This is a genomic window from Nonomuraea sp. B10E15, from assembly GCF_039871615.1.
Lineage (GTDB): Bacteria > Actinomycetota > Actinomycetes > Streptosporangiales > Streptosporangiaceae > Nonomuraea.
In genome coordinates this window covers 382,970-409,165 of the sequence record NZ_JBDPMB010000004.1, presented here as the reverse complement: position 1 = coordinate 409,165, position 26,196 = coordinate 382,970, and the positions used below count along the sequence as shown (strand labels likewise).

Annotated in this window: 23 protein-coding genes; 18 read left to right on the top strand and 5 right to left on the bottom strand. The window is 70.1% G+C overall.

From position 1 onward, the window contains the following. Positions 1–196: 196 nt before the first annotated feature. From ABGB14_RS17505 to hisG, 3 genes are all read left to right on the top strand, one after another. Positions 197–1,975, top strand: a complete 1,779-nt coding sequence (locus ABGB14_RS17505; RefSeq protein ID WP_347644712.1) for a DEAD/DEAH box helicase — start codon at positions 197–199, stop codon at positions 1,973–1,975. Between the two features lie 408 nt (positions 1,976–2,383). Beyond that, a complete protein-coding gene (locus ABGB14_RS17500) occupies positions 2,384–2,647 on the top strand; it encodes a phosphoribosyl-ATP diphosphatase (RefSeq protein ID WP_132593280.1) in 264 nt (87 codons plus the stop codon). Positions 2,648–2,709: 62 nt separating this feature from the next. After that, a complete protein-coding gene (gene hisG, locus ABGB14_RS17495; RefSeq protein WP_347644711.1) occupies positions 2,710–3,555 on the top strand; it encodes an ATP phosphoribosyltransferase in 846 nt (281 codons plus the stop codon). A 51-nt stretch (positions 3,556–3,606) separates the two neighbouring features. On the opposite strand, the gene ABGB14_RS17490 is transcribed toward hisG, so the two are convergent. Beyond that, positions 3,607–3,735: a hypothetical protein gene (locus tag ABGB14_RS17490; RefSeq protein ID WP_347644710.1), complete on the bottom strand. Its 129-nt coding sequence runs from the start codon at positions 3,733–3,735 to the stop codon at positions 3,607–3,609. Here ABGB14_RS17490 and ABGB14_RS17485 point away from each other — a divergent pair. The 13 genes from ABGB14_RS17485 (at position 3,734) to ABGB14_RS17425 (ending at position 19,123) form a co-directional block, all read left to right on the top strand. Continuing rightward, positions 3,734–4,405 (top strand): acVLRF1 family peptidyl-tRNA hydrolase, encoded by a 672-nt coding sequence (locus tag ABGB14_RS17485; RefSeq protein ID WP_347644709.1) that lies wholly within the window; start codon positions 3,734–3,736, stop codon positions 4,403–4,405. The two genes, ABGB14_RS17490 and ABGB14_RS17485, sit on opposite strands and share 2 nt — an antisense overlap. A gap of 187 nt (positions 4,406–4,592) precedes the next feature. Continuing rightward, positions 4,593–5,204 (top strand): Uma2 family endonuclease, encoded by a 612-nt coding sequence (locus ABGB14_RS17480; RefSeq protein WP_347644708.1) that lies wholly within the window; start codon positions 4,593–4,595, stop codon positions 5,202–5,204. A 269-nt stretch (positions 5,205–5,473) separates the two neighbouring features. Beyond that, positions 5,474–6,496: a substrate-binding domain-containing protein gene (locus ABGB14_RS17475; RefSeq protein ID WP_347644707.1), complete on the top strand. Its 1,023-nt coding sequence runs from the start codon at positions 5,474–5,476 to the stop codon at positions 6,494–6,496. 77 nt (positions 6,497–6,573) lie between these two features. Further along, a complete protein-coding gene (locus ABGB14_RS17470) occupies positions 6,574–7,230 on the top strand; it encodes a DUF1961 family protein (protein ID WP_347644706.1) in 657 nt (218 codons plus the stop codon). A gap of 125 nt (positions 7,231–7,355) precedes the next feature. Next, positions 7,356–7,982 (top strand): DUF624 domain-containing protein, encoded by a 627-nt coding sequence (locus ABGB14_RS17465; RefSeq protein ID WP_347644705.1) that lies wholly within the window; start codon positions 7,356–7,358, stop codon positions 7,980–7,982. Positions 7,983–8,014: 32 nt separating this feature from the next. Next, a complete protein-coding gene (locus tag ABGB14_RS17460) occupies positions 8,015–9,532 on the top strand; it encodes an extracellular solute-binding protein (protein ID WP_347644704.1) in 1,518 nt (505 codons plus the stop codon). Positions 9,533–9,594: 62 nt separating this feature from the next. Beyond that, positions 9,595–10,572, top strand: a complete 978-nt coding sequence (locus ABGB14_RS17455) for an ABC transporter permease subunit (protein ID WP_347644703.1) — start codon at positions 9,595–9,597, stop codon at positions 10,570–10,572. Between the two features lie 11 nt (positions 10,573–10,583). After that, complete coding sequence (locus tag ABGB14_RS17450) at positions 10,584–11,492, top strand: carbohydrate ABC transporter permease (protein WP_347644702.1); 909 nt, start codon at positions 10,584–10,586, stop codon at positions 11,490–11,492. 35 nt (positions 11,493–11,527) lie between these two features. Beyond that, a complete protein-coding gene (locus ABGB14_RS17445; protein ID WP_347644701.1) occupies positions 11,528–14,107 on the top strand; it encodes a Tat pathway signal sequence domain protein in 2,580 nt (859 codons plus the stop codon). A gap of 111 nt (positions 14,108–14,218) precedes the next feature. Continuing rightward, entirely contained in the window at positions 14,219–15,817 is a 1,599-nt protein-coding gene (locus ABGB14_RS17440) for an ABC-F family ATP-binding cassette domain-containing protein (RefSeq protein WP_347644700.1), read from the top strand. A gap of 113 nt (positions 15,818–15,930) precedes the next feature. Next, on the top strand, positions 15,931–16,146 hold the full coding sequence (locus ABGB14_RS17435) for a helix-turn-helix domain-containing protein (RefSeq protein ID WP_125642298.1): 216 nt from the start codon (positions 15,931–15,933) through the stop codon (positions 16,144–16,146). 147 nt (positions 16,147–16,293) lie between these two features. Next, entirely contained in the window at positions 16,294–17,115 is an 822-nt protein-coding gene (locus ABGB14_RS17430) for an enoyl-CoA hydratase/isomerase family protein (RefSeq protein WP_347644699.1), read from the top strand. A 118-nt stretch (positions 17,116–17,233) separates the two neighbouring features. After that, positions 17,234–19,123, top strand: a complete 1,890-nt coding sequence (locus ABGB14_RS17425; RefSeq protein ID WP_347644698.1) for an ABC transporter ATP-binding protein — start codon at positions 17,234–17,236, stop codon at positions 19,121–19,123. Here the strand turns inward: ABGB14_RS17425 and ABGB14_RS17420 are convergent. After that, positions 19,092–19,979, bottom strand: a complete 888-nt coding sequence (locus ABGB14_RS17420) for a sulfotransferase (protein ID WP_347644697.1) — start codon at positions 19,977–19,979, stop codon at positions 19,092–19,094. The two genes, ABGB14_RS17425 and ABGB14_RS17420, sit on opposite strands and share 32 nt — an antisense overlap. Before the next feature lie 88 nt (positions 19,980–20,067). Here ABGB14_RS17420 and ABGB14_RS17415 point away from each other — a divergent pair, with 88 nt between their 5' ends. Then, positions 20,068–20,976: an LD-carboxypeptidase gene (locus ABGB14_RS17415; RefSeq protein ID WP_347644696.1), complete on the top strand. Its 909-nt coding sequence runs from the start codon at positions 20,068–20,070 to the stop codon at positions 20,974–20,976. Between the two features lie 32 nt (positions 20,977–21,008). After that, a complete protein-coding gene (locus ABGB14_RS17410; RefSeq protein WP_347644695.1) occupies positions 21,009–21,890 on the top strand; it encodes a hypothetical protein in 882 nt (293 codons plus the stop codon). A 43-nt stretch (positions 21,891–21,933) separates the two neighbouring features. Here ABGB14_RS17410 and ABGB14_RS17405 read toward each other — a convergent pair whose 3' ends face one another. The 3 genes from ABGB14_RS17405 to ABGB14_RS17395 all read right to left on the bottom strand — a co-directional run bounded on the left by ABGB14_RS17405 (position 21,934) and on the right by ABGB14_RS17395 (position 26,189). Beyond that, complete coding sequence (locus ABGB14_RS17405; RefSeq protein ID WP_347644694.1) at positions 21,934–22,596, bottom strand: hypothetical protein; 663 nt, start codon at positions 22,594–22,596, stop codon at positions 21,934–21,936. Between the two features lie 17 nt (positions 22,597–22,613). Then, a complete protein-coding gene (locus ABGB14_RS17400; RefSeq protein WP_347644790.1) occupies positions 22,614–24,539 on the bottom strand; it encodes an excinuclease ABC subunit UvrA in 1,926 nt (641 codons plus the stop codon). Between the two features lie 405 nt (positions 24,540–24,944). After that, on the bottom strand, positions 24,945–26,189 hold the full coding sequence (locus ABGB14_RS17395) for a histidinol-phosphate transaminase (RefSeq protein ID WP_347644693.1): 1,245 nt from the start codon (positions 26,187–26,189) through the stop codon (positions 24,945–24,947). Between the last annotated feature and the right edge of the window lie 7 nt (positions 26,190–26,196).

Genomic DNA, 26,196 nt, shown 5'->3' with positions numbered 1-26,196 from the left:
TTGGCACCAGACGCACCCGACGTCTCATTGCGCGTCTAGCGCCGCCTGCGGCCGGTGCCCCGGTGTGTCCCCCTCATTCTCGACCCGCCCCGACGGCGGGTGCCCTTGAACATGTACGGCCAGCGCCGTACGTCCCGGCTCGTCCTTTCGCAGAAGTGACGCGCCACTTCGACGGAAAGGCACGACTTTCGTGACCATGCTTGACGCTGTCATGCCCGAGCTCGGCGAGACCACTCCCGAGCCTGGCCCTTCCGAGTTCGAGCTGCTCGGCCTGCCGAAGCCGCTCGTCACCGGGCTGGCCAAGCTGGGCTTCGACAGCCCCTTCCCCATCCAGAGCGCGACCATCCCCGACGTGCTCGCCGGCCACGACGTGCTCGGCCGGGGCCAGACCGGCTCCGGCAAGACGCTCGCCTTCGGCCTGCCCACCATGGCCCGCATCGCGGGCGTGCGGCCCGCCCCCGGCCGCCCCAAGGCCATGATCCTCGTGCCGACCCGAGAGCTCGCGCTCCAGGTGCACGACGCTCTCGAGCCTCTCGGCCGCGGCCTCGGGCTGCGCATGAAGGTCGTCGTCGGCGGCATGTCCATGGGCAAGCAGATCGAGGCGCTGCGGCGCGGCGTCGACGTCGTCATCGCCACCCCCGGCCGCCTCGGCGACCTGATCAGGCAGGGCGAGTGCTCCCTGTCCGACGTCGAGGTCAGCGTCCTCGACGAGGCCGACCACATGTGCGACCTCGGCTTCTTCCCCGTCGTCACCGAGCTGCTCGCGCAGACGCCGGCCGACGGGCAGCGGCTGCTGTTCTCCGCCACGCTCGACGGCGACGTCGACAAGCTCGTACGGCGCTTCCTGAAGGACCCGATCACCCACTCCGTGGCCCCCGCGACCTCTCCGGTCGACACCATGGAGCACCACGTGCTGCAGGTCACGCGCGACGACAAGTTCGACGTCACGGCCGCGATCGCCAACCGCGAGGGCCGTACGATCATCTTCGTCCGCACCCAGCACGGCGTCGACCGGCTCTGCAAGCAGCTGGCCAGGGTCGGCGTCAAGGCGGGCGGCCTGCACGGCGGCAAGCGCCAGAACCAGCGCACCCGCATCCTCGCCGAGTTCCGCGAGGGCTCCATCGGCGTGCTCGTCTGCACCGACGTCGCGGCGCGCGGCATCCACGTCGACAACATCAGCCTCGTGCTGCACGTCGACCCGCCGCAGGACCACAAGAGCTACCTGCACCGGGGCGGCCGCACGGCCCGCGCCGGCGAGAAGGGCACCGTGGTCACGCTGGTGCTGCCCAACGAGCGGCGCTCGACCGACGCCCTCACCCGGCGCGCCGGCATCCACCCGTTCCGCCTGAAGGTCACGCCGGGCCACCCCAGGCTCGCCGAGGTCACCGGGGCCCGCACGCCGAGCGGTGAGGCCGTCCCCGTCTGGGAGCCCGACGTGCGCAAGCCGCTGCGGCCCCGCCGCGACGGCGGCCACAACGGCTCCGAGCGCCGCGGTCGCCGCCCGCGCCGCGACTTCGACGGCGACCGGCGTCCGCGCCGCCACGACGAGGGCGGCGAGCGGCCCTTCGCGTCGGGTGACGACCGTCGTCCGCGCAGGGATTTCGACGGTGACCGGCGTCCGCGCAGGCACGCCGAGGGCGAGCGTCCCTTCAGCCGGGGCCAGGAGCCTCGTGACGGCAGGCCGCGCGGCGGCTACCGTTCCGACGACCGCCCCTACCGCCAGGACGACCGCGGCCAGCGGGGCGGGTTCCGCTCCGACGATCGTGCCGGCACGGGGCCGCGCTACTCCTCCGACCGCGGCCGCCCGTTCTCGGCCGACCGCGAGCGCGGCTACCGCACCGACGAGCGCGGGCCGCGCGACGGCTACCGCTCCGGCGGCGGGCGCCCGGACGACCGGGGGCCGCGTGACGGCTACCGCCCGGGTGAGCGCGGCAAGGGCGGCTACCGCCGCAACTCCGGTCGCTACGAGCGCTGACGCCTGTGACCACGCGCTGCCCGCCGCACCTCACCAGGTGCGGCGGGCAGCGCCGTTCCAGCCCTTGGGAGCGCTGAGGGCGATGCCGCGGGTGAAGCACCGCTGGAGTCGACGTGGACGGCCTCGAACGCCTGGAAGGCGCCCGTGGGGGAGCGCGCCGAGCCCGGCGACGCACAGCACCGTGCCGTGCCCGCACCGGCATCGGCACCCGGATGTTCACTGCTTGCCTGTCCGCGGCCGGGCCGGGGCCTTCGCGGGCCGATCATCATGGTTGAGGTACAGTGCGATGAATCGTCCGATGTGTCCTTCTCGTCGGCGCAGGCGTCCCGCGTGGCGGACACCGGGCGGCGCCAGTGCCTGGCGCAGACTAGGCTTGACAGGCACGTCAGCCAATCGACGAGAGAGACCATGAAGACCTTCGAAGAGCTGTTCGCCGAGCTGTCAGAGAAAGCCGCCACCCGGCCCGCGGGCTCGGGCACCGTGGCCGCGCTCGACGCCGGCGTCCATGCCATCGGCAAGAAGGTCGTCGAGGAGGCCGCCGAGAGCTGGATGGCCGCCGAGCACGAGTCGGACGACAGAGCCGCCGAGGAGATCTCACAACTGCTCTACCACGTGCAGGTGCTCATGATCGCCAAGGGCATCGGGCTCGACCAGGTCTACAAGCATCTCTAGGGCGCGACGCGCCCGTCACCGGCAAGCCCTGGAGAAGCGACAAAGACGACTAAGGACCTGACATGCTGCGTCTGGCAGTACCCAACAAGGGCGCCCTCAGCGAGGCCGCCCAAGCCATGCTCAAAGAGGCCGGCTACCGGCCGCGCAGGGACAACAAGGAGCTCGTCGTGGTCGACGAGGCCAGCGGCTGCGAGCTGTTCTTCCTGCGCCCCCGTGACATCGCCGTCTACGTCGGCGAGGGCACCCTCGACGCCGGCATCACCGGCCGCGACATGCTGATCGACTCGGGCGCGCCGGTCGAGGAGATCATGCCGCTCGGTTTCGGCGGCTCCACCTTCCGGCTGGCCGCCATGGCGGGCACGATGGCGTCGGTCAAAGACCTCGACGGCCGGCGCATCGCCACCTCCTATGCGGGGCTGCTCGACAAATACCTTTCCGACCAGGGCGTCGACGCACGCGTGATCAAGCTCGACGGCGCCGTCGAGACCGCGATCCGCCTGGGCGTGGCCGACGCCGTCGCCGACGTCGTGGAGACCGGCACCACGCTGCGCAACGTCGGCCTCGAGGTGTTCGGGGAGCCGATCATGCGCTCGGAGGGCGTGCTGATCAAGCGGCAGAGCACGCCGGAGGCGCAGGGCCTCGACCAGCTCGTACGCCGCCTCCAGGGCGTCGTGCACGCCCGCGACTTCGTCATGATGGACTACGACATCCGCGCCGAGCGCATCGAGGAGGCCATCGCCCTCACCCCCGGCATGGAGGGGCCGACGGTCTCCCCGCTGCACCGCGAGGGGTGGGTGGCCGTGCGGGCGATGGTCCGGCGCAAGGGCCACCAGCAGGTGATGGACCAGCTCTGGGACATCGGCGCGCGGGCCATCCTGGTCACCGACATCTACGCCTGCCGCCTCTGACGCTCGCCTGGGCACGCGCCGGGGAGACCCTGACGCCGCGGGGCCGCGTCGTCAGCTTCTGGTCGACGTGACCTGCCGGATCAGGTCGGGGACGCGGACGATGCCCGGGCGGCGACTGAGTTCCTCCCGCCCGTGGGCGCGCCGCCCGGCCATGATGGTGTCGGCTAACCTTCGGATCATGAGCGCGCGTCCGGCCAGCGGCGGCGGCCGGTGGGTGACCGTGCCGCCGGAGCGCCTGCATCCGTGGATCGACGGGTTCGCCGGCCGCCACGGACCCTTCTCCCCTTCGGGGGACGACCGGGTGGTCCGGCTGCTCGCCGACGACGGCGCGCTGGCCGAGCTGCACGTGCCCTTCCCGCCCATGTCGCCCCCTGGGCCGCCGCACGTCACCCGGCTGGTCGCCCACGCGTCGGCGGAGCGGCGGGTGGGGGTGTTCCTGGTGCGGCTCGGCGGGTACGCCGCCGGCGTCTTCCACGGCTCCGCGCTGGTCGCGTCGAAGGTGGGGTCACGGCTGGTGCAGGGACGCACGGCGGCCGGGGGATGGTCCCAGCAGCGCTACGCCCGGAGGCGGCGCAAGCAGGCGGCCGAGGCGTTCGACGACGCGGTGGCGACGGCGGTGCGGGTTCTCTCGCCGCACCTGGCGGAGCTGGACGCGGTGGTGCTCGGCGGGGACCGGCGGGCGGTCGGCGGCCTGCGGCACGACCGGCGGCTCGCGCCCCTGCTGGCCCTGGAGACCGAGCCGTTCCTGGTGGTGCCCGACCCGAAACTGGCGGTGCTGAAGGACACTCCGGCCACGTTCCGCGCGGTCCGCGTCCGTGTGGTGGATCCTTCAGGCGTCAGCGCCGAATAGGCCGGGTCCCTCCCAGGGCGGGATCAGGTGGCGCTCCTCAGCCGCCTGATCGATGACGAGCATCCGGGTCTGGCGGGAGGCGGCGGCAAAGGCTCGTCGTGACAGCGAGCAGCCCTACCGGTCGGCTGTGTGGCACCTCGACCATGCGATACCTTTCGTAACTGTACGAACACGTAGGGAGCCCAACATGGTCATGGCATCACGCAGGCGCCCCTGCAGGCTCACGCCCGAGACCGACACCGCACGTCTCCCCGCCACAGCCCGCGAGCTTTTCGATGCGCTGCCGTCCCTTCCCGGCCTCCGCGCCGAGGTCATCGATGGGAGATTGATCGTGAGCCCCGTCGGCACCCCCGAGCATGCAAGAATCGCGATGCTGATCTACCGTGCGTTGCTTCCTCTGCTCGTCCAACGCGGCTGGGACGGCTTCGCGGGCAATGTGGATGTCTGCGTCGATGGACCTCGGACCCCGGTCGAGCCCGATTTCGTGCTCGCCCCGCCCGACTGCCGTCGCCGGGGCGAGCGGGAGCTGATGTCTTCGGGTCTGCTGATGGTGGCCGAGGTGATCTCGCCGAGCAGCGTAGAAGACGATCGGGTGAAAAAGCCTCGCATGTACGCCGCGGGCGGCGTACCCGTCATGATGCTGGTCGACCCGATCGCCGTACCACCCACCGTCACCGTGCTCAGCGACGCCAAAGAAGGCGAGTACCAAACCGTCACCCGGGTCGCCATGGGATCCACCGTGCGCATCCCCGACCCGGTCGGCTTCGACCTCGACACCGCTGTCTTCACCGAGCCTTAGAGCTCGTCGAAGCCACGACCTCGCACCCAGGAGACGGGGAACGTACCCATCCGGACCACGCCTCGCGCAGGCGGGCGGGGCCACCGCACGTTCGGCCCGGTTGAGACGATTCAATTCAATCTTGATTGCCGCTATGATGGCCGGGTTCACGGTGGGCGGTGTCCGGCCGCCCCCGCCGGCAGGCAGCGGTTTCTGCAGGTGGCCGCGTCCGCGGACCACGTCCGGGTTGCGGCTCATGCACTTACAGCGGCACGGCCTCGTGAGGATCGATGGCGACCAGGAACATCAAGGAGGTCGCGCAGCTGGCGCGCGTCTCGGTGGGCACGGTGAGCAATGTGCTCAACCGTCCGGAGATCGTGTCGCCCGCCACCCGCGAACGCGTCTTCGAAGCGATCAAGAAGCTGGGGTTCGTCCGCAACGAGGTGGCCCGCCACCTGCGGGTGGGCCGCAGCCGCACGGTCGGGCTCGTCGTGCTCGACGTGGCCAACCCGTTCTTCGTGGACGTGGCCCAGGGCGCCGAGTCGGTGGCCGACGACCACGACACGATGGTGGTGTTGTGCAACAGCGCCGGTGACGCCGGTCGCGAGCGCCGCCACCTCGACCAGCTCGAACAGCAGCGGGTGATGGGCATCCTGATCACCCCCGTCGAGGCGGAGACGCCCTGGCTGGAGGAGCTGGCCGACCGGGGCACTCCCGTGGTGCTGGTCGACAGCCCGGCCACCGGGCTGCAGTGCTCGGTGGCGGTCGACGACCGGCTGGGCGGGCAGATCGCCGGCGCGCACCTCGTCGAGCGCGGGCACCGGCGCATCATGTTCGTCGGCGGGCCGATGTCGGTCAAACAGGTGGCCGACCGGCACGCGGGCGTGGCCGGGGCGGTGGCCGCGGCCGGAGGCGACGTCGAGCTGCTCACCGCCACCGCCCCCACGCTGACCGTCTCAGAGGGCCGGGCGATCGGCGAGCGACTGGCGGAGCTGCCGGCCGCCGAGCGGCCCACGGCGGCCTTCTGCGCCAACGACATGATGGCGCTCGGCCTGCTCCAGGCGATGGCCACGCACGGACTGCGCGTGCCCGACGACCTGGCCATCATCGGCTATGACGACATCGACTTCGCCGCGGCGGCCGCGGTGCCGCTGTCGTCGGTGCGGCAGCCGCGCGAGCTGCTGGGGCGCACGGCCATCGACTTGCTGCTCGAAGAGGTGGCCGAGCCCGAGCAGCACCGGCACCGGCAGGTCATCTTCCAGCCCGACCTGGTGATCCGCGAGTCCAGCGCGCCCTATCGCCTCCATTCCTGAACCGTTTCATCCGGCGGGGCCCCACGACCGAGGGCTCCGCACGCGCCCGGGGCGCCGCGACTCTGAGAGGAGCCCTCTTGACCGAGCTCTACCGCAACGCCCTGGCCTGCCCGGAAGACCTGGTGGGCTTCCGCATGGAGGGTGACGGGGTCACGTCCTTCCCCCAGGGCCGCATGCGCCTGGAGAGCCGCAGGCCGCGGTCCGACGGCCAGGCGGCCAACGTCGTGCTGTGGTGTCCCGCGGACCTTCCCGCCGACGTGCGGATCGAGTGGGACTTCCTGCCGATCAGGGAGCCGGGCCTGGCCATCATGTTCTTCCACGCCAGGGGCAGGAACGGCGCCGACCTCTTCGACCCCGGCCTGGCCGCCCGCACCGGCCCTTACGAGCAGTACCACCACGGCGACATCGACGCCTATCACGTCTCCTACTTCCGCCGCATGTGGGCGTCGGAGCGCGCCCTGCACACCTGCAACCTGCGCAAGAGCCACGGGTTCCACCTGGTCGCGCAGGGGGCCGACCCGCTGCCCTCGGTGCTCGACGCCGACGGCCCGTACACGATGCGCATTGACGTACGCGGTGGTGAGGTCACGTTCTCGGTCAACGATTTGGTCTCGTTCCGGTGGACGGACGACGGTTCTGTGGGCGGGCCTGCCCTGGCTGGAGGCAAGATCGGGTTCCGGCAGATGGCCCCGCTCATCGGCGAGTACGGAAATCTCCGGATTTCGCGTCATTGACTTTGAGTCGATTCAACACTAATTTCGCAACACCACCGGGGTTCACCCTCCTGTAACGGCGGGGGAACCACGGAGCAACACTCCGCCCCCGTGTCCGCGCACACGCCGTCAGAAGGTGCTGCGGGATGAGCCATCCAGCCATGTCAATGAAGGTGCAAGCGGTCTGCTCAGAGCTCTTCTGGGCGGCCAGGCTGAACCTGATGTGGATCGCCCTCACGCTGCTCGGCGGCGTGGTCCTCGGAATCGGGCCCGCCACCATGGCCGCGTACACCGTCGCACGTCGCCACGCGCGTGGTGAATCGATTCATTGGGCGGACTTCTGGAGTGTCTACCGGCGTGAGTTCGTCCGCGCCTCGTTGCTGATCCTTCCCGTCGCGGTGCTCGCCACCGTGCTGATCGGCAACTACCTGTACCTGTCCGCCGCCGGGCCGAGCATGGGGGCGTTGCGGATCGCGACCTTCGTGGCGCTCATCGCGCTGGCCGGTGTGGGGGCTTACGTCGGGCCGCTCTACGTGCACTACGACCTTCCGCTGTGGGCCTACTGGCCCAAAGCGACACAGCTAGCGCTCATGCGTCCGGCTTCGTCCGTGCTGTTGCTGCTAGTGCTCTCGTCCATCGCCTACGCGACCGCGGTGCTGCCCGTCCTGGCGCCGGTGGTCGGCTTCGGCGCGTGGATCTACCTCAACACGTGGCTCTGCCAGCGCTTCTTCGAGGAGAACGAGGCGCGACTGCATTCGAAAGGGAACTCATGAGCGCATCCCGTCGCCGGCGCCTCCTTGCCGGTGTGTTAACGCTAACGGTCGCCCTCACCGCCTCCGCCTGCTCCGGCGGGGACGCGCCCCAGGCGGACCCCGGCACGATCACCTTCATGTCGAAGCTGTTCGGCACCGCGCCGGACCCCAAGGGCGAGATGCACCAGGCGGTCGAGAAGTTCCTCGGCAAGAAGCTCAAGATCACCTGGGTGCCCAACGCCGAGTACACCGAGAAGCTGAACGTCACGCTCGCCTCGGACGACATCCCGCAGGTCATGGTCGTGGACCCGCACCTGCCGGCGTTCGTCAAGGCCGCTCAAGCCGGAGCGTTCTGGGATCTGACCGACAAGCTGGACAAGTACCCGAACCTCAAGCCCGCCGACGCGCAGACGGCGCTCAACGCCTCCATCAACGGCAAGACCTACGGCCTCTACCGGATGCGGCCGCTGCTGCGCTCGGCGGTCGTCATCCGCAAGGACTGGCTGGAGAAGGTCGGCCTCGACGAGCCCGAGACGGTCGACGACCTCTACGAGATCGCCAAGGCGTTCACGGAGAAGGACCCGGACGGCAACGGCAAGAAGGACACCTACGGCCTCGTCATCCCGAAATGGCCGGGCAACTACGCCAGCTCCAGCCCTTACGACGTGATCGAGACCTGGTTCGGCGCCCCGAACGGCTGGGGCGAGCGCGACGGCAAGATCGTTCCGGGCTTCGACACCCCGGAGTTCCTCGAGGCCAACCGGTGGCTGAAGAAGATGGTCGACGGAGGCATGGTCAACCCCGACTTCGCCACCCTCGACGCCGCCAAGTGGAACGACCCCGTCCAGCAGAACAGGGGCGGCATCATCATCGACGTCAACATCCGCTCCAGGCAGTGGCTCGACCTGTTCTACGAGCAGGACAAGGAGACCTACGGCGACAAGGTCACCATGGTCGGCAACCTCAAGCGCTCCGACGGGAAGAAGTTCTCCTACCCGTTCACCGGCTACCTCGACTCCCTGGCCATCTCCAAGCAGAGCGTGCGGACCGAGGCGGAGCTCGACAACGTGCTGAAGACCCTCGACAAGCTGGCGACCAAGGAGGGCCAGGTCCTGCTCACCAACGGCATCGAGGGCCGCAACTTCGAGGTCGAGAACGGCGACACCGCCGCGCTGATCAACGAGGACGACCCCGCGGTCAAGACCGTCCAGAACGACGTGGACGACGCCTTCATCCAGCTCAGCACCAAGGGTGACGTGTCCATCGGCGGGATCGCCTACCAGCGTGTGCCGTCGGGGGAGCCGTACCAGGAGATGCTCAGGCTCCAGAAGGAGCTGGTGGAGGAGGACCTCAAGACGGCCGTGCACAACGTGGCGCTGCCCGTGGTCTCGCCCACCGCCGTCGCGAAGGGCGCGCAGATCGACACGATCGTCTCGGACGCCCGGATCAAGTATCTGTCGGGCACCTTCACCGAGGAGCAGCTCAAGGCCGAGATCAAGCGCTGGTACGACAGCGGCGGCACGCAGGTGGCCGCCGAGATCAACGACCTGGTGTCCAAGCTCGGGCAGTAGCCGTCGCGTCGAGAGGCCCGGGGCCCGCGCGTCCCGGGCCTCTCACATGAAAGGAGGCCGCTGTGGCCACCGACCTGGCGCCGCCTCCACCGAAGGCGGCCACCAAGGCGAAGAGGCGGAGGGCCGGCAAGGTGCCGCTCCGCGCGGCGCTGGCGCGCTATCGCTGGCTCTACCTGATGCTCATCCCGGGCGTCGCCTACTTCGTGCTCTTCAAGTATCTGCCGATGTACGGCGTGACGATCGCCTTCCAGGACTTCCTGCCCTTCCTCGGCTACTCGGGCAGCCCCTGGGTCGGCTTCAAGCACTTCGAGGATCTCTTCTCCGGCCCCGACTTCGGCCGGCTGATGTTCAACACGCTGTTCCTCGCGTTGCTGCACATCGTCATCGTCTTCCCCGCGCCGATCATCGTCGCGCTGATGCTCAACGAGCTGCGTGTCAGCCTCCTCAAGCGGTCGGTCCAGTCGCTGATCTACATCCCGCACTTCCTGTCCTGGACGATCGTCGCGTCGCTGACGTACCTGCTGTTCGCGGCGGACTTCGGCGTGATCTCCGGGTGGATCCGCGACGTGCTGGGCGACACCGCGAAGGTCGACTACATGGCGCAGGAGGAGTGGTTCCGGCCGCTGATCATCCTGCAGCAGCTGTGGAAGCAGACCGGCTGGGGCACGATCATCTACCTCGCCGCGCTGGCGGGCGTGGACCCCAACCTGTACGAAGCCGCCCGCATGGACGGCGCGGGACGTTTCCGGCAGCTCTGGCACGTCACCCTGCCCGCGATCCGCCCCACGGTCGTCGTGATGGCGATCCTCGCGTCCGGCAACCTGCTCGACTCCGGATTCGAGCAGATCTGGCTCATGACCACCTCGCTGAACCGCTCGGTGGCCGACGTGTTCGACACCTACGTCTACTACGCCGGCATCCAGCAGGGCGCCATCAGCTACTCCACCGCCGTCGGCCTGTTCAAGGGCGTGGCGGGCGTCATCCTGATCTTCGGCTCGAACTGGCTGGCCAAGCGCCTCGGCCAGCGTGGACTGTTCTGAGGAGCCCCGGCATGCCGACCATGACCGAGACCAAGGCCACGCAGCCGGTCGACAACCACGGCTCGCTCGCCAGCCGCACGTTCGACACCCTCAACGTCGTCGTGCTCGTCGGGCTGGCGCTCATCACGGTGCTGCCGCTGCTCTACGTGCTGGCCGGATCGTTCGCGGGCGAGGCGGAGATCTCCTCGCGCCCGTTCTTCCTGTGGCCGGAGAAGTTCGTCACCGAGTCCTACGCCTACATCTTCGCCACCGACACGTTCGTCCGCGCCCTGCTCACGACCGTCGTCGTGACGGCGGTCGGCACGGTGGTCCAGCTGCTGCTGACCTTCACCATGGCCTACCCGCTGGCCAAGCGGTACCTCCCGGGCAGGACGCTGGTCCTGAACCTGGTCATCTTCACGATGGTCTTCTCCGGCGGGATGATCCCCACCTACCTGGTGGTGCGCGACCTGGGTTTGCTCGACAGCTACTGGGCGCTGATCCTGCCGCTGGCGATCAACCCGTTCTACCTGATCATCGTCAAGAGCTTCTTCCAGGAGCTGCCCCAGGCGCTGGAGGAGGCCGCGCGCATCGACGGCTGCAACGAGATGGGCGTGTTCTTCAAGATCGTCCTGCCGCTGTCCAAGCCGGTCATCGCGACCTTCTCGCTGTTCTACGCGGTGGCCATCTGGAACGACTACATGTCGCCGCTGCTGTACATCAGCGACCCTGACAAGTGGACGCTGCAGGTCCTGGTGCGGCAGCTGACCAGCACCGACGCCGCCACCGCCCTGTCGCAGATGGACCGGACCTGGGTGCCGCCGGAGCAGGGCCTGAAGTTCGCCGTCGTCGTCATCGCGACCCTGCCCATCCTGTTCTTCTACCCGTTCCTGCAGAAGCACTTCGCCAAGGGCGTGCTGATCGGGTCGGTCAAGGAATGAGGCAGGGCCCGCAGCCCCCGACTGAAGGAGATCACATGACCGAGCTTCGCTGGCTGGACCGACCGGGTGAGGAGGGGACGACCTGGGGGGTCCCGTGGCCGCGCGGCACGGTGGCACGGGACGCGCCGTTCGCCCTGGCCGACGACGCGGGCCGTGAGGTGCCCGTGCAGAGCTGGGTGACCGCCACCTGGCCGGACGGCTCGGTCAAGTGGTCGGCCCACGCCATCGGGGCGCAGCGGGACGTCGCGCGGGCGTACCGGCTCGAACCGGGTCGCGAGCCCGCCGCGTCCGGGACGGCCGTCACGGTCGCCCGCGAGCGCGGCGGGCTGGTCGTCAGCACGGGCGTGGTCACCTGGGAGCTCGGCGGCGGGACGGTCGCCCGCTCGATCTCGCGCGGGAGCCGCGAGATCGCCAGGAACGTCCGCCTGGTCAGCCTCCGGCAGGGTGAGCCCACCCCCGACGAGGGCGGCGCCGTGGTCCGCGAGCAGGGCGAGGGCGTCGTGGAGAGCGTCACCGTCGAGCAGGACGGCCCCCTGCGCGCCGTCGTGCGGCTGGAGGGCCGGCACGGAGACTGGCTGCCGTTCACCGTGCGCCTCTACTTCCACGCCGGCGCCGAGCAGGTGCGGATCATGCACACGTTCGTCTACGACGGCGACCCTGAGCGGGACTTCCTGGCCGGGCTCGGCCTGCGCGCCGACGTGGTCATGCACGATCCGCTCCACGACAGGCACGTACGGCTGGCCGGCGCGGAAGGCTTCCTCACCGAGGCGGTACGCGGCCTGACCGGCCTGCGCCGCGACCCCGGCGAGCACGTACGCAGGGCGCAGGTCGAGGGCAGGCCCGCCGGGGAGATCGCCCCCGACGTCGCGAGCCGGCTGCACCTCATCCCCGCCTGGAACGACTACACCCTCGACCAGAGCTCGGCCGACGGCTACACGCTGCGCAAGCGCACCGCGGAGGGCCACGCGTGGGTGACGATCCCCTCGGGGACGCGCTCGGGCGGCTACGGCTACGTCGGCGGCGTCAGCGGCGGCCTCGGGTTCGGGCTGCGCGACTTCTGGCGCCTGCACCCCACCCGCCTCGACGTCAGGAACGCCGCCACCGGCCTGGCCACCGCCACCGTCTGGTTGTGGTCGCCGTCCGCGCCGGCCATGGACCTGCGCTTCTACCACGACGGGATGGGCCAGGACACGTTCGCCGAGCAGCTCGAGGGCCTGGAGATCACGTACGAGGACTACGAGCCGGGCTTCGGCGACGCCCACGGCGTGGCGCGTACGCACGAGCTGACCCTGCGCGCCTGCGACGCCACGCCCTCGGCCGCGGACCTCGCCGCGCACGCCGCCGCCATGAACGAGCCCGGCCTGCTGCGCGTCTCCCCGGAGCGGATCAGGCAGGCCGGCGTGTTCGGCGTGTGGGGACTGCCCGACCGTTCCACGCCGGCGCGCGCCCTGATCGAGGACCGCCTGGACTTCCTGTTCGACCTGTACGTGCGCGAGCGCGAGCAGCGCAGGTGGTACGGCTTCTGGGACTACGGCGACGTCATGCACACCTACGACCCCGACCGGCACACCTGGCGTTACGACGTGGGCGGCTACGCGTGGGACAACTCGGAGCTGTCGCCCGACCTGTGGCTCTGGCTGCAGTACCTGCGCACGGGACGCGCGGACGTCTTCCGGTTCGCCGAGGCCATGACCCGCCACACGGGCGAGGTCGACGTCTACCATCTCGGCAGGTGGAAGGGCCTGGGCAGCCGGCACAACGTGCAGCACTGGGGTTGCAGCTGCAAGCAGTTGCGCATCTCCAACGCCGCCTACCGCCGCTTCCACCACTACCTGACCGCCGACGAGCGCACCGGCGACCTCATGGACGAGCTGAGCACGCCGGAGGAGACGTTCCTGGCGATCGACCCCACGCGCAAGGTGCGCGAGGACGTCTACACCCCCGACCCGGCCGGGCTGTCGGTCGGCCTGGGCACGGACTGGGGATCGCTGGCGGCGGCGTGGCTGACCCGGTGGGAGCGGCACGGCGACGAGCGGGCCAGGGACCGGCTGCTGGGCACGATGGCCGACATCGGGGCGATGCCGCGCCGGTTCCTGACGGGTGAGGGCCGGCTGAACCTGGAGACGGGCCGTTTCGACACCTCGCGGGACCAGATCTCCGTCTCGCACCTGTCGTCGTTGTTCGGGTTGCCGGAGATGTGCGCGGAGCTCATCGCGCTCGATCTGGGCGTGCCGGGCTTCGAGGAGGCGTGGCTGGAGTACTGCCGCCTCTATCTCGCCACCCCCGAGCAGCAGGAGGCCGAGGTGGGCCGGCGGCTGAGCGGGATCTCGCTGATCCAGGCGCACAGCAGGCTCACCGCGTACGCGGCGGCGCGCACCGGCGACGCCGGGATGGCCGCGTGGGCGTGGCGCAAGTTCCGCCTCGGCGAGGGCGACCAGCTCAACCGCAACCCGCTGCAGCACCAGGAGAAGTGGGAGCTGACGCTGGTCGACGGCCCCGAGGTGCCGTCGCCGGTGCGCGAGGCGCCGTTCGTGTCGACCAACAGCGCGGCGCAGTACGGCCTGGCAGCGATCTGCAACCTGGCACTGATCGCGGAGCACCTGGCGGAGGATTAACCAGGGGTGGGGCCCCTCCGGGGGCCCTACACTGATCGGTATGCATACTCCCGATTGATCGGCGTCGCACGCCCCAACCCTCGTTTCCTAGCTCGGGAGTGTTCCGCCATCATGATCATCGCCAGTGATATCGAGCTGCGCGCGGGCGCGCGCCTGCTCATCGAGAAAGCCACGTTCTGGGTCAATCCCGGCGACAAGATCGGGCTCGTCGGCCGCAACGGCGCGGGCAAGACGACCCTGACCAAGGTGCTTGCGGGCGAGGGGTTGCCCGCGTCCGGCGCCGTCACCAGGTCCGGCAGCGTCGGCTACCTCCCTCAGGACCCGCGCACCGGCGACCTGCAGGTGCTGGCCCGCGACCGCATCCTGTCGGCGCGCGGGCTCGACGAGGTGCTCCGCAAGCTGCGCGAGGCCGAGCTCGGCATGTCCTCCGCCGACGACCGCACGCGCGAGCGGGCGGTGAAGCAGTACGGTCGCCTCGAGGACCAGATGCACGTGCTCGGCGGCTACGCGGCCGAGTCGGAGGCCGCCTCCATCGCCTCCAGTCTCGGCCTGCCCGACAGGGTGCTCACGCAGCCGCTGCAAACGCTTTCCGGCGGCCAGCGCCGGCGCGTGGAATTGGCGAGAATTCTTTTCAGCGGAGCGGAAACTCTCCTTCTCGACGAGCCGACAAACCACCTAGATGCCGACTCAATCGGGTGGCTTCGTGATTTTTTGCGATCCCATCAAGGCGGCTTGGTGATCATCAGCCACGACGTCGCCCTTCTTGAAGCCACGGTCAACAAGGTCCTGCACCTCGACGCCAACCGCTCGGTGATCGACCACTACAACGTGGGCTGGAAGGCCTACCTCGCGCAGCGCGAGACCGACGAGAAGCGCAGGAAGCGGGAGCGGGCCAACGCGGAGAAGCAGGCGGGCGCGCTGCTGGCGCAGGCCGACAAGATGCGCGCCAAGGCCACCAAGGCCAAGGCCGCCCAGGACATGATGCGGCGCGCGCACCGGCTGCTGGCGGGCACGGAGGAGGAGCGCCAGAGCGACAAGGTGGCCAAACTGCGCTTTCCCGAGCCCCAGCCGTGCGGGCGCACCCCGCTCACGGCGGAAGGGCTGTCGAAGTCGTACGGCTCGCTCGAGGTGTTCACCGACGTCGACGTGGCCATCGACCGCGGCCACAGGGTCGTCATCCTGGGCCTCAACGGCGCCGGCAAGACCACGCTGCTCCGCCTGCTCGGCGGCATGGAGAAGCCCGACACCGGCGAGGTCAGGCCCGGTCACGGCCTCAAGATCGGCTATTACGCCCAGGAGCACGAGACCCTCGACAACGATCGCACGCTCCTGGAGAACATGCGCTCGGCCGGTGGCCAGTTCACCGACACCGAGTTGCGCAAGGTGCTCGGCTCGTTCCTGTTCACGGGAGAGGACGCCGACAAGCCGGCCGGAGTGCTCTCCGGCGGCGAGAAGACCCGGCTCGCCCTGGCCATCCTGGTGCTTTCGAGCGCCAATGTGCTCCTTCTCGACGAGCCGACGAACAACCTCGACCCTGTCAGCCGCGAGCAGGTTCTCAATGCTCTACGGTCCTATTCAGGGGCAATCGTCCTAGTGACACATGACGAGGGTGCCGTTGACGCCCTGTCACCGGATAGGGTGATCTTGCTACCTGACGGAACTGAAGACGCATGGAGCGACGAATTTTCCGATCTTGTGGCACTTGCCTGATCTTAATTTGAGTGGGTACGGATCTTTTCCCGTGGAGTAGGTAGCCGATCCCGCTGAAATGACTGATCATGGCGGAGTAACGCTGCGGAAGTCCGGCACTACAGGAGGTACTCGTGGCCGAGACACTGAAGAAGGGCACCCGGGTCACCGGGGCCGACCGGGAAAAACTGGCCGGCGATCTCAAGAAGCGCTACGCGCAGGGCGAGAGCATCCGCGCCCTGGCCGCTTCTACCGGCCGGTCCTACGGGTTCATCCACCGCATCCTTAGCGAGTCCGGCGTGACTCTGCGCGGGCGCGGCGGGGCGACCCGGGGCAAGTCCAAGCGCTGACGGCCGCCTCGGAACGTGCGACCGCAGCCGCTCGTCCCTTGACAGCCGACGTCGCGCCCGGGCCAGAACGACATTCTGTAGGCTCGGGCGCGACGGTCAGCACTCCGCGGCGCACCCTGTGCGCGGCCGGGACACGAGGAGCGGGCGATGGCGGAAGCGCGGGCGCAACAGCGCGGGGGGTATGCGGAGGACGCCTCGGCCGGGAATCCGGCGGACGGCGGGCTCCGATTCGAGGTGGACGGTGAGATAGCGACGATCACGCTGGCCCGGCCGGAAAAGCGCAACGCCATGACGTTCGCGACATGGTCGGCACTGGCTCGCATCGGCGAGAACCTGCCCGAGCAGGTGCGCGTCGTCGTCGTGAAAGGTGAGGGACCGTCCTTCTCGGCAGGAATCGACCTGCGAATGTTCACACCAGAGGGGGTGCCCGGACAGGGCTCGTTCAGCTCGGCGGCCGCTGCTGACGCCGCCACCTTCGAGCAGCGCTTGCAGCAGGCTCAGGCGGGATACCTGTGGCTGCGCCGCCCGGAGATCGTTTCCATCGCCGCCGTGCGGGGGCACGCGATCGGCGCTGGATTCCAACTGGCGCTCGCCTGCGACCTGCGGATCGTCGCCGACGACGTCGCGTTCTGCATGAAGGAGGCCGCGCTGGGCCTCGTGCCCGACCTGACCGGCACCAAGCCCCTGGTCGAGCTGGTGGGCCTGGCCAAGGCGAAGGACCTGTGCCTGACGGCCAGGGTGGTGCACGCGGACGAGGCCGTGCGGATCGGCCTCGCGGAGAACGTGGTCGCAGGGAGCGACCTCGACCAGGCCGTACATGACAAGATCGCGGAGCTGCTCGCCGTCAACCGGGACGCGGCCGCCGCGACCAAGCGACTTCTCCAGGGGGCGCAGGGCCGTTCCCTGGAGGAGCAGTGCGCAGCCGAGGGGGCCGAGCAGGCCGCCCGGCTCAAAGCCCTCTTCGGCTGAGGCGGGTGCACAGGGGCAGGGGGCGGGGCGGATACTGGAAGGCCCCGGGATTTCGCGGTGAGCTGACTCGGGAATCCTCGTACGCCATGGCGGCGCTGTGCCGGGAGGAGGATCCCGAATGGCGATGATGGGCGGGGGCTTCGGCCCCGGTGTGATGGCGTCCCTGCGGCGCGACGACTCGGTGACCAGGCAGCGGCTGCGTCCCGGCATCGTGCGGCGCATCGCGCGCTACGCCAGGCCCTACACCAGGCAGATCGTGGCGTTCCTCGTGCTCGTCGTGCTGGGCGCGGTGATCGTGGTCGCCAACCCGCTGCTGATGAAGGCGATCATCGACGACGGCATCCTGCCCAAGCGGACCGGCGTCGTGGTCGGGCTGGCCGTGGCGATCGCCGTGCTGGCGGTGGTCGACGCCGGTCTGACGCTGGTGCAGCGGTGGTTCTCGGCGCGCATCGGCGAGGGCCTGATCTTCGACCTGCGCACCGAGGTGTTCGACCACGTGCAGCGCATGCCGGTGGCGTTCTTCATGCGGGCCCAGACCGGCGCGCTGGTCAGCAGGCTCAACACCGACGTGATCGGCGCCCAGCGGGCGCTGACGAGCACGCTGTCGTCCGTGGTCTCCAACGTGGTCAGCCTGGTCCTGGTGCTGGGCGCGATGCTGGCCCTGTCGTGGCAGGTCACCCTGGTCGCGCTGGTGCTGCTGCCGATCTTCATCGTCCCCGCCAAGTTCGTGGGCCGCCGCATGTCCGCGCTGACCCGGGAGCAGATGCAGCTCGACGCCGAGATGAGCTCGGTCACCACCGAGCGGTTCAACGTGGCGGGCGCGACGGTCGCCAAGCTCTACGGCCGGCCGGAGGACGACGCCGAGATGTTCGGCAGCCGGGCCGCCAGGGTCCGCGACGTGGGCGTGACCGTCGGCATGTACGGCACCGTGTTCAGGGTCGCCCTCGGGCTCGTGGCCGCGCTGGCCACCGCCCTCGTGTACGGCATCGGCGGCGTGCTGTCCGTCTCCGACGTCTTCGAGCTGGGCACGCTGGTGGCCCTGGCCGCCCTGCTGATGCGCCTGTACGGCCCGCTCACGTCGCTGTCCAACGTGCACGTGGACGTGATGACGGCCCTCGTGAGCTTCGACCGGGTCTTCGAGATCCTCGACCTCGAGCCCATGGTGGCGCAGCGCCCCGGCGCCGTTCCGGTGCCCGAGGGGCCGGTGACGATCGAGTTCGACGACGTTCGCTTCCGCTATCCCGCCGCCGAGGAGGTCTCGCTGGCCTCGCTGGAGTCGGTGGCCCGGCAGGACACCGGCCCGTCCCATCCGGTGCTGAAGGGCGTCTCGTTCCGGGCCGAGCCGGGGCAGCTGATCGCCCTCGTCGGCCACTCGGGCGCCGGCAAGACGACGATGACGTCGCTGGTCTCCCGCCTCTACGACGTCAACGAGGGCGCGGTCAGGATCAACGGGCTCGACGTGCGCGACGCCACGCTCGACTCCCTGCGCGACACCGTGGGGGTGGTCATGCAGGACGCTCATCTCTTCCATGACACGATCGCGGCCAACCTCCGCTATGCCAGGCCAGGCGCGGGCGACGAGGAGATCTGGGACGCTCTCAGGGCCGCGCAGATAGGTGACCTCGTGGAGGGCCTGCCCGACGGGCTGGAGACGGTCGTGGGCGATCGCGGCTACCGGCTGTCCGGCGGCGAGAAGCAGCGCCTCGCGCTGGCCAGGCTGCTGCTCAAGGCGCCGCGGGTGGTGGTGCTCGACGAGGCCACCGCCCACCTCGACTCCGAGTCGGAGGCGGCGGTGCAGGTGGCGCTGAAGACCGCGCTGGCAGGCCGCACGTCGCTGGTCATCGCGCACCGGCTGTCGACGATCAGGGAGGCCGACGAGATCCTCGTCGTCCACGACGGCCGCATCGCCGAACGCGGCCGGCACGACGAGCTGCTGGCGCGCGACGGGCTCTACGCCGAGCTCTACCGCACCCAGTTCACCTCTTCTTCAGGTAGCCCAGCCGCTTGAGCTCCTCGCGGGCGACCTTCTCCACCAGCTTGACGTCGTCGCGCCCGAGCCGGGAGGTGTGGGCGCCCGGCTTGGGGACGCCGGGGTCGTACAGGACGACCTTGGACACCCGCGTCTCCAGGAACTCCGCGAGCGTGGCCACCGTCTGCTGCGGCCTGAGCACGAGGTCCTCGTAGCGCAGCGTCAGCAGCTGCTCCTCGGGCAGTGTCCTGCGCAGCTCGGCGCTGACCCGTACGGCGCTGCGCCAGCGCAGCGCGCTCTTGCCCGCGTCCGGCATGTCGCGCCACCGGTCGAGGTGCTCGTCCTTGCTGACGCCGAAGAACGCGTTGGGGAACTCGGTCTGGCCTGTCAGCATCGCCGGCTTGAACCAGGCCAGGCACGCCGGATCGGCCAGCATGCCGGCCACGGCGTCCCTGCCGTCGCGGATGAGCTGCACGAACCGGGCGTCGGGGAAGGCCTGGAGCAGCACGGGAACGCTGTAGAGCAGGTCGGGGCTGCCGTCTCCGAACCGGGTGACGTCGCCGGTGCTCACGCAGGGGCCGGTGCCGGTGACACCGCCGGCCTCCCTGCACGGTTCGGCGCACTGGCCGCACGACCGGGGCAGCACCTGCCACGACTCGGCGAGGGCGTCACGCATGACGCGCACGGCGCCGGACGTGGCGGCGAGCGACGGTTTGCGGGCGAAGGCGTACACCACGTGCGCCACGCTCGCGCGGCCCATCGTCACGTGGAAGCCAGGGGATCGTTTCAGGGCGCGGGCGAGCAGATCCGTACCGGAATGCGGGGCTCCGAGCAGGAAGACCGGCCGGCGGACCTTGACGCCGTTGACCACGAGGATGTGGGGCGGAAGTCGCATACGACAGGTAAGTGTGGCACCGTTTGGCACGTGGAAAAGCCAGTGCCGCATCGGTGCTCACCGGAGCAGGCATGGAAGGAGTTGGTCGATGCAGCCGGGTGACACCGTCGCGATCGTCTCGCCGTCAGGCCCGCCCAACGCCGTGATGCTCAGGCGCGGCGTCGAGCGTCTGGAGAGCCTGGGGCTGAAGGTGGTGCTCGGCGCGCACGCGCTCGACCGCCAGAAGCTCGACTACCTCGCGGGCAGCGACGCGGCCAGGGCCGCCGACCTGCAGGCGGCCTGGTGCGACCCGGCCGTCTCCGCGGTGTTCTGCTGCAGGGGCGGCTACGGCGCCGCGCGGCTGCTCGACCGGCTCGACTGGAACGCCATGCGGGCGGCGGGCCGCAAGGTCCTCGTCGGGTCCAGTGACATCACGGCGCTGCACAACGCGTTCGCCGTCGAGCTGGGCGTGCCGACCTTGCACGGGCCGATGCCCGCCTCCCGGATCATGGCCGACGAGAAGCAGCCGGAGCCGCAGAGCTGGGAGAGCCTGCGGGCGGCGCTGTTCGGCGCGGACGGCCCCGCCCACGACTACCGGGTGCACGGCGACCGGGTGCTGGCGCCGGGGCGGGCCGAGGGGGTGCTGTCCGGCGGTAACCTGTCGCTGCTGGCCTCCATGTGCGGCACCCGGTGGCAGCCGTCGTTCCAGGGCAAGATCGCTTTTCTGGAGGACGTGACCGAGGAGCCCTACCGGATCGACCGCATGCTGACGCAGCTGTTGCAGGCGGGGGTGTTCGAGGGCGTGCGGGGCGTCGCGCTCGGCTCGTGGGTCGACTGCGGCGATCCCTATCCGGTGCTGCGCGACCGCCTGGCGCCGCTGGGGGTGCCGGTGGTGGCGGGGTTGCCGGTGGGTCACGGGTCGCCTCAGATGAGCGTGTGGCTGGGAGCGCTTGGTGTTATCGATACCGAATCGTGCTCCCTGGCTGGTCGGATCGGCGATGAGGAGCAGGCAAGGTAGGAGGGACGAAACCGACAGAAGGGACACGGCGCGTGAATTTGTTCGGGCGCGACCGCGAACCCTCACGCCGGCCGGTCGAGGACGTCGACCTCGATTCCCTGCTCGCGCTCGTCGCGGAGTCCCTCGGATACACCTTCGCGTTCGCCCGCGACGGAGGCTCCGTGAGGTTGACGAGCGCCACGGAAGCGGGCGAGCCGCTGGTCGTCCGGCTCACCGGGCTGCGGCGCGAGGCCGCGCGCAGAGCCAGGGAAGACTGGCCGATGCTGGTCTCCGAGCACCTCGCGCACGCCGTCGCCACCGCGGGTGACCGGCTCGACGTCTGCGACCTGGAGCAGGCCAAGCCGCTGATGCGCACCCGGGTGGAGTCCGTCGACGAGGTGAGCGACCTGACCCGCGTGGTGGGCCGCCACCTCAACGCCGACCTCGTGGAGCTGCTCACCATCGGCACGCGGGCCGTGCGCCCCGAGGAGGCGGGCTGCTGGCCCGTCCCGCCGGCGCGGGCCCTCGACCTGGCCGTGGCCAACGTGCGGCGCGAGGAGCGGCTGCTGGCCGAGAGGATCGAACTGTCGGGCACGCCGGTGACCCGCCTGACCGCGGCCACCCCCGCCGCGGCCACGCATCTGCGGTGGCTGGGCTCCTACCTGCCCGTGCCCGCCGACGGGGCGCTCGTGGTGCTGCCCGACCCGTACACCCTGCTCGTCCATCCGGTCGACGGGATCGGGGTGGTGCGGGCCATCGAGCGGCTGCGGGTGCACGCGGCCCGCACCGACGGGCTCAGCGCGCAGGTCTACTGGTGGCACCGGGGAGTGCTGACGCTCATCAAGGCCGACATCGTGCTGCAGAGCGGCCACGCCCGCCTCGTCGTGGCGCCGCCGCCGGAGTTCGCCGAGGTCCTGGCCCGCCTGGCCGTCTGACACCCCCTCCTGGCCCTCCGTCGCGATCGGAGCCGCCCGCCGTTCAGAGCCCGAACGCCGCCGACACCCGGTCGGTCAGGTCGTCCTCGGTCATCGTGCCGTCGACCTCGATGACGGGCAGCCCGAGCCCGAGCGCCTCCCCGGCGAGGCGCTCGGTGAACATCCGGTCGCGTTCGAGCAGGTTGCGCAGCGCCCTGTCCGGATCGCCCGTCCTCCCGGCGATCTGCCAGAGCGAGCCCCGGCTGCGGAAGGCCTCCCGGCGGAACCCGGGCGACGGAATCAGCCAGACGGCCCGGTCCGGCCTGGCCAGCAGGGGCTTCACCAGGTGCGGCAGCAGCCGGAAGCCCTCGGCGACCACGGGAGGTCCGGCGAGAAGCCGCAGGAGGTCCTCGACGATCAGGCCGAAGCCCTCGCCCCGGAACCAGTGGAACGTCTCCAGCATGGTCTCGGGAGACCGGTTCACCCACCGCTCGTCCATGTCCATGGCCATGAACGCGTGCAGGTGCGGGCACGCGCCGGGCGTGCTCCTGGCGGCGTGATCCGGCATCACGTCGTCGGTGGCATACAGGCGCAGGCCGTGCCGGTCCGCGAGGCGGCGGGCGACGGTCGACTTGCCCGCGCCGCTTCCGCCGCCGATCCAGTAGACGTGCCGGAGCCGGGCACGCAGGTCCGCCGCGCGGGCTTCGCCCGGCCGGTCAGGCCGCATGCTTCCCCCTACGGGCGCTATGGACGGCTCACGTAGTCGCGCAGATGCAGCGCGGTGAGCGAGGATCCGGTGGCGACCAGCTCGTCAGGGGTGCCGGAGAACACGACCTGGCCGCCGTCGTGACCGGCTCCCGGGCCCAGGTCGACGATCCAGTCGGCGTGGGCCATGACGGCCTGGTGGTGCTCGATCACGATGACCGTGTTGCCGTCGTCCACCAGACGGTCGAGCAGGGCGAGAAGCTGGTCGACGTCCGCCAGGTGCAGCCCCGTGGTGGGCTCGTCCAGCACGTACGTGGTGCCGTTCTTCGCCATGTTGATGGCCAGCTTGAGCCGCTGCCGCTCGCCGCCCGACAGCGTGGTCAGCGGCTGCCCGAGCCCGATGTAGCCGAGGCCGACCGAGGCCAGCCGGTCGAGGATCGTGCGGGCCTGGCCGGTGGTGAAGAAGTCGCGGGCCTCGGCCACCGGCATGGCGAGCACCTCGCTGATGTTCTTGCCCCGCAGCGTGTACGTCAGCACCTCCGGCGTGAACCGCTTGCCCTCGCACTCCTCGCACACCGACGCCACCTCGGCCATCATCGCGAGGTCGGTGTAGATGAGCCCGATGCCCTTGCACTTCGGGCAGGCCCCCGCCGAATTGGCGCTGAACAGGCCCGGCTTGACGCCGTTGGCCTTGGCGAAGGCCGCGCGGATCGGGTCGAGCACCCCGGTGTAGGTGGCCGGGTTGCTCCTGCGCGAGCCGCGGATCGGCGACTGGTCGGCCACCACGACGCCGTCGCGGCCCGCGACGTAGCCGTGGATCAGCGAGCTCTTGCCCGACCCCGCCACGCCGGTGACCACGGTCAGCACGCCCAGCGGGATGTCGACGCTCACGCCGCGCAGGTTGTGCAGGGTGGCGTTCCTGACCGGCAGCTGCCCCGACGGGCTGCGGACCTCCTCGCGCAGGCGTACCCGGTGGTCGAGGTAGCGGCCGGTCAGCGTGCCGGAGGCGCGCAGCCCGTCGAGGTCGCCGTCGTAACAGAGCTGACCGCCGGCCGCGCCGGCGCCGGGGCCGAGGTCGACGACGTGGTCGGCGATGGCGATGGTCTCCGGCTTGTGCTCGACGACGAGCACCGTGTTGCCCTTGTCGCGCAGCTGGAGCAGCAGGGTGTTCATCCGCTGGATGTCGTGCGGGTGCAGGCCGGCCGTCGGCTCGTCGAAGACGTAGGTGACGTCGGTCAGGCTGGAGTTGAGGTGGCGCACCATCTTGACCCGCTGCGCCTCGCCGCCGGACAGCGTGGACGACTCGCGGTCGAGGCTGAGATAGCCGAGACCGATCTCGACCAGCGAGTCGAGGGTGGAGAGCAGGCCGTCCAGCACCGGGCCGACGGCCTGGCTGCCGATGCCGCGGACGAAGGCGGCCAGGTCGTTGACCTGCATGGCCGAGCAGTCGGCGATGTTCCTGCCGTCGATCCGGCAGGCGAGCGCGGCCTCGTTGAGCCGGGAGCCCGCGCAGGACGGGCAGCGGGTCAGCTTGACCGCCCGGTCGGCGAACGCCCGCGCCGACGGCTGCATCGACTCGCGGTCCTTGGCGAGGTAGGCGCGCCTGACCCGGGTGACGAGCCCTTCGTAGGTGAAGTTGTTGGAGCCGTACTTGAGCTTGGTGGGCGGCTTGTGGAGGAGGTCGTCCCACTGCTCGGGGGTGAAGTCCTTGAGCTTGACGGCGGGGTCGAACAGGCCTGACCCGGCCACGACCTGCCACGGCCAGCTGTCGACCGGGTAGCCGGGGATCTTGATGGCGCCGTCGTTCAGCGACAGCTCCCTGTCGACCAGCTCGTCCACGTCGATGTCGGACGCCTTGCCCAGCCCTTCGCACTCGGGGCACATGCCCTCGGCCATGTTGAAGCTGAACGCGCCGGCCGAGCCGGCGTGCGGCTCACCGAGCCGGCTGAAGAGGATGCGCAGCATGGTGTGCGCGTCGGTCGCCGTGCCCACGGTCGAGCGGGCGTTGGCGCCCATGCGCTCCTGGTCGACGATGATCGCCGCGCTCAGGTTGTGCAGCGCGTCGACGTCGGGGCGGGCCAGGCTCGGCATGAAGGCCTGGATGAACGCGGTGTACGTCTCGTCGATCATCCGGCGGGACTCGGCGGCGATCGTGTCGAAGACGAGCGAGGACTTGCCGGAGCCGGACACTCCGGTGAAGACGGTGAGACGTCGCTTGGGGATGTCGAGGGAGACGCCCTTGAGGTTGTTCTCCCTGGCGCCACGGACCTGGATGCGGTCGTGGCTGTCAGCGGCGGTGTGATCGTGAGGCTGGACGGCGCTTGCCTGCTGGCTGGAGAGCACGGAACCCTTCCGTCGTCGGCCGACTGTTTATGCCGTAAGGCGATAGCTGGGACAGCTTACAACGGCGGCCGGCCGCTCGCGCCCGCCGTAGGAGGCGGGCGCTCGCGGGTCAGGCGGACGCGGGTTGACGTGCCGGTGGTGGAGCCCGATGACCGGGATCTCGTGCAGGCTTCCCGAGTACAGGAACTGCGTCATGCCGATCAGCAGCCGCCGCACGTCCTCCTGCGGCCGCACGACCAGGCGCAGGAACTGGCTGGTGGTGCCGAGCTTGTTGCCGCACTCCCTGACGTACACGCCGTGCTCGGTGAGCAGGTGGTCGCGCAGCGGCACCCCGTCGTGGCCCGGCGGCAGCTTCACCAGCAGGAAGTTGCCCTGCGACGCGAACACCGACAGCCCCGGCATCGTGCTGAGCTGCTGGAACATCGCCCGCCTGTCGTTGCCGAGCCGCCTGAGGCTGTCCTGGTACTCCGGCCAGAACTGCCGCATCATGAACACCACGACCTCGGCGAACGAGTTGAGGTTCCACTTGGGCAGCGCGTCGCGCACCCGCCCGGCCAGCGCCGGATTGGCGACCATGTAACCGAAGCGGATGCCGTGCAGGCCGAAGTTCTTGCCCAGGCTGCGCAGCACGATCACGTTCGGCCGGACCGCGGCCTCGGCGGCCACCCCCGGGTACGGCTCGGCGTCCACGAACTCGCCGAACGACTCGTCCACGATCACCAGGTCCAGGTCGATCAGCTCGTCGAGGAGCCGCAGCACCTCGTGTTTGGGCAGGTAGCCGCCGTCGGGATTGTTGGGGTTGCAGATCACCGCCACCCGGGAGCCGCGCGTACGGATGAACGAGACGTAGTCGCTCACGTCGAGCGCGAAGTTGCGGCTCTCCAGCAGCGGATACATGTCCACCCGCTTGCCCGTCTCCAGCGGCTGGTCCGTCCAGCGGCCGAACGTGGGGATCGGCACGGCCAGGCTCTCGCGCACCAGGAGATGGTCGATCCAGGTGATCAGCTCCGTCGACCCGTTGCCCATGGCGACCGTCTTGGGGTGGAGGCCGAGGGTGGAGCAGAGCTCCTCGGCGATGGTGTTCGCGTCACTCGGATAGAACGTGAGAATCGTCTCCAGGTTCCTCCCGAGATGCTCGAAGATCTCGGGCGTCGGGAAATACGGGTTGCACGGGATGCAGAAGTCCACCGGCGCGCGCTCCCCGGCCGAGCCGCGCATGAGGGAGAAGTACGACGGGCTGTGCGCCTGTGCCCGCAAGAGGCTGAGCTCCACGACACCT

Bases quoted from the DNA above. Each gene is read 5' to 3' on its own strand.
- ABGB14_RS17485 (WP_347644709.1), top strand. From the start codon at position 3,734: ATGAGCGCGCGTCCGGCCAGCGGCGGCGGCCGGTGGGTGACCGTGCCG.
- ABGB14_RS17430 (WP_347644699.1), top strand. From the start codon at position 16,294: ATGGCGGAAGCGCGGGCGCAACAGCGCGGGGGGTATGCGGAGGACGCC.
- ABGB14_RS17480 (WP_347644708.1), top strand. From the start codon at position 4,593: ATGGTCATGGCATCACGCAGGCGCCCCTGCAGGCTCACGCCCGAGACC.
- ABGB14_RS17490 (WP_347644710.1), bottom strand. From the start codon at position 3,735: ATGATCCGAAGGTTAGCCGACACCATCATGGCCGGGCGGCGCGCCCAC.
- ABGB14_RS17400 (WP_347644790.1), bottom strand. From the start codon at position 24,539: ATGCTGCGCATCCTCTTCAGCCGGCTCGGTGAGCCGCACGCCGGCTCG.
- ABGB14_RS17440 (WP_347644700.1), top strand. From the start codon at position 14,219: ATGATCATCGCCAGTGATATCGAGCTGCGCGCGGGCGCGCGCCTGCTC.
- ABGB14_RS17425 (WP_347644698.1), top strand. From the start codon at position 17,234: ATGGCGATGATGGGCGGGGGCTTCGGCCCCGGTGTGATGGCGTCCCTG.
- ABGB14_RS17415 (WP_347644696.1), top strand. From the start codon at position 20,068: ATGCAGCCGGGTGACACCGTCGCGATCGTCTCGCCGTCAGGCCCGCCC.
- ABGB14_RS17445 (WP_347644701.1), top strand. From the start codon at position 11,528: ATGACCGAGCTTCGCTGGCTGGACCGACCGGGTGAGGAGGGGACGACC.
- ABGB14_RS17465 (WP_347644705.1), top strand. From the start codon at position 7,356: ATGAGCCATCCAGCCATGTCAATGAAGGTGCAAGCGGTCTGCTCAGAG.
- ABGB14_RS17420 (WP_347644697.1), bottom strand. From the start codon at position 19,979: ATGCGACTTCCGCCCCACATCCTCGTGGTCAACGGCGTCAAGGTCCGC.
- hisG (WP_347644711.1), top strand. From the start codon at position 2,710: ATGCTGCGTCTGGCAGTACCCAACAAGGGCGCCCTCAGCGAGGCCGCC.
- ABGB14_RS17500 (WP_132593280.1), top strand. From the start codon at position 2,384: ATGAAGACCTTCGAAGAGCTGTTCGCCGAGCTGTCAGAGAAAGCCGCC.
- ABGB14_RS17475 (WP_347644707.1), top strand. From the start codon at position 5,474: ATGGCGACCAGGAACATCAAGGAGGTCGCGCAGCTGGCGCGCGTCTCG.
- ABGB14_RS17405 (WP_347644694.1), bottom strand. From the start codon at position 22,596: ATGCGGCCTGACCGGCCGGGCGAAGCCCGCGCGGCGGACCTGCGTGCC.
- ABGB14_RS17450 (WP_347644702.1), top strand. From the start codon at position 10,584: ATGCCGACCATGACCGAGACCAAGGCCACGCAGCCGGTCGACAACCAC.
- ABGB14_RS17505 (WP_347644712.1), top strand. From the start codon at position 197: ATGCTTGACGCTGTCATGCCCGAGCTCGGCGAGACCACTCCCGAGCCT.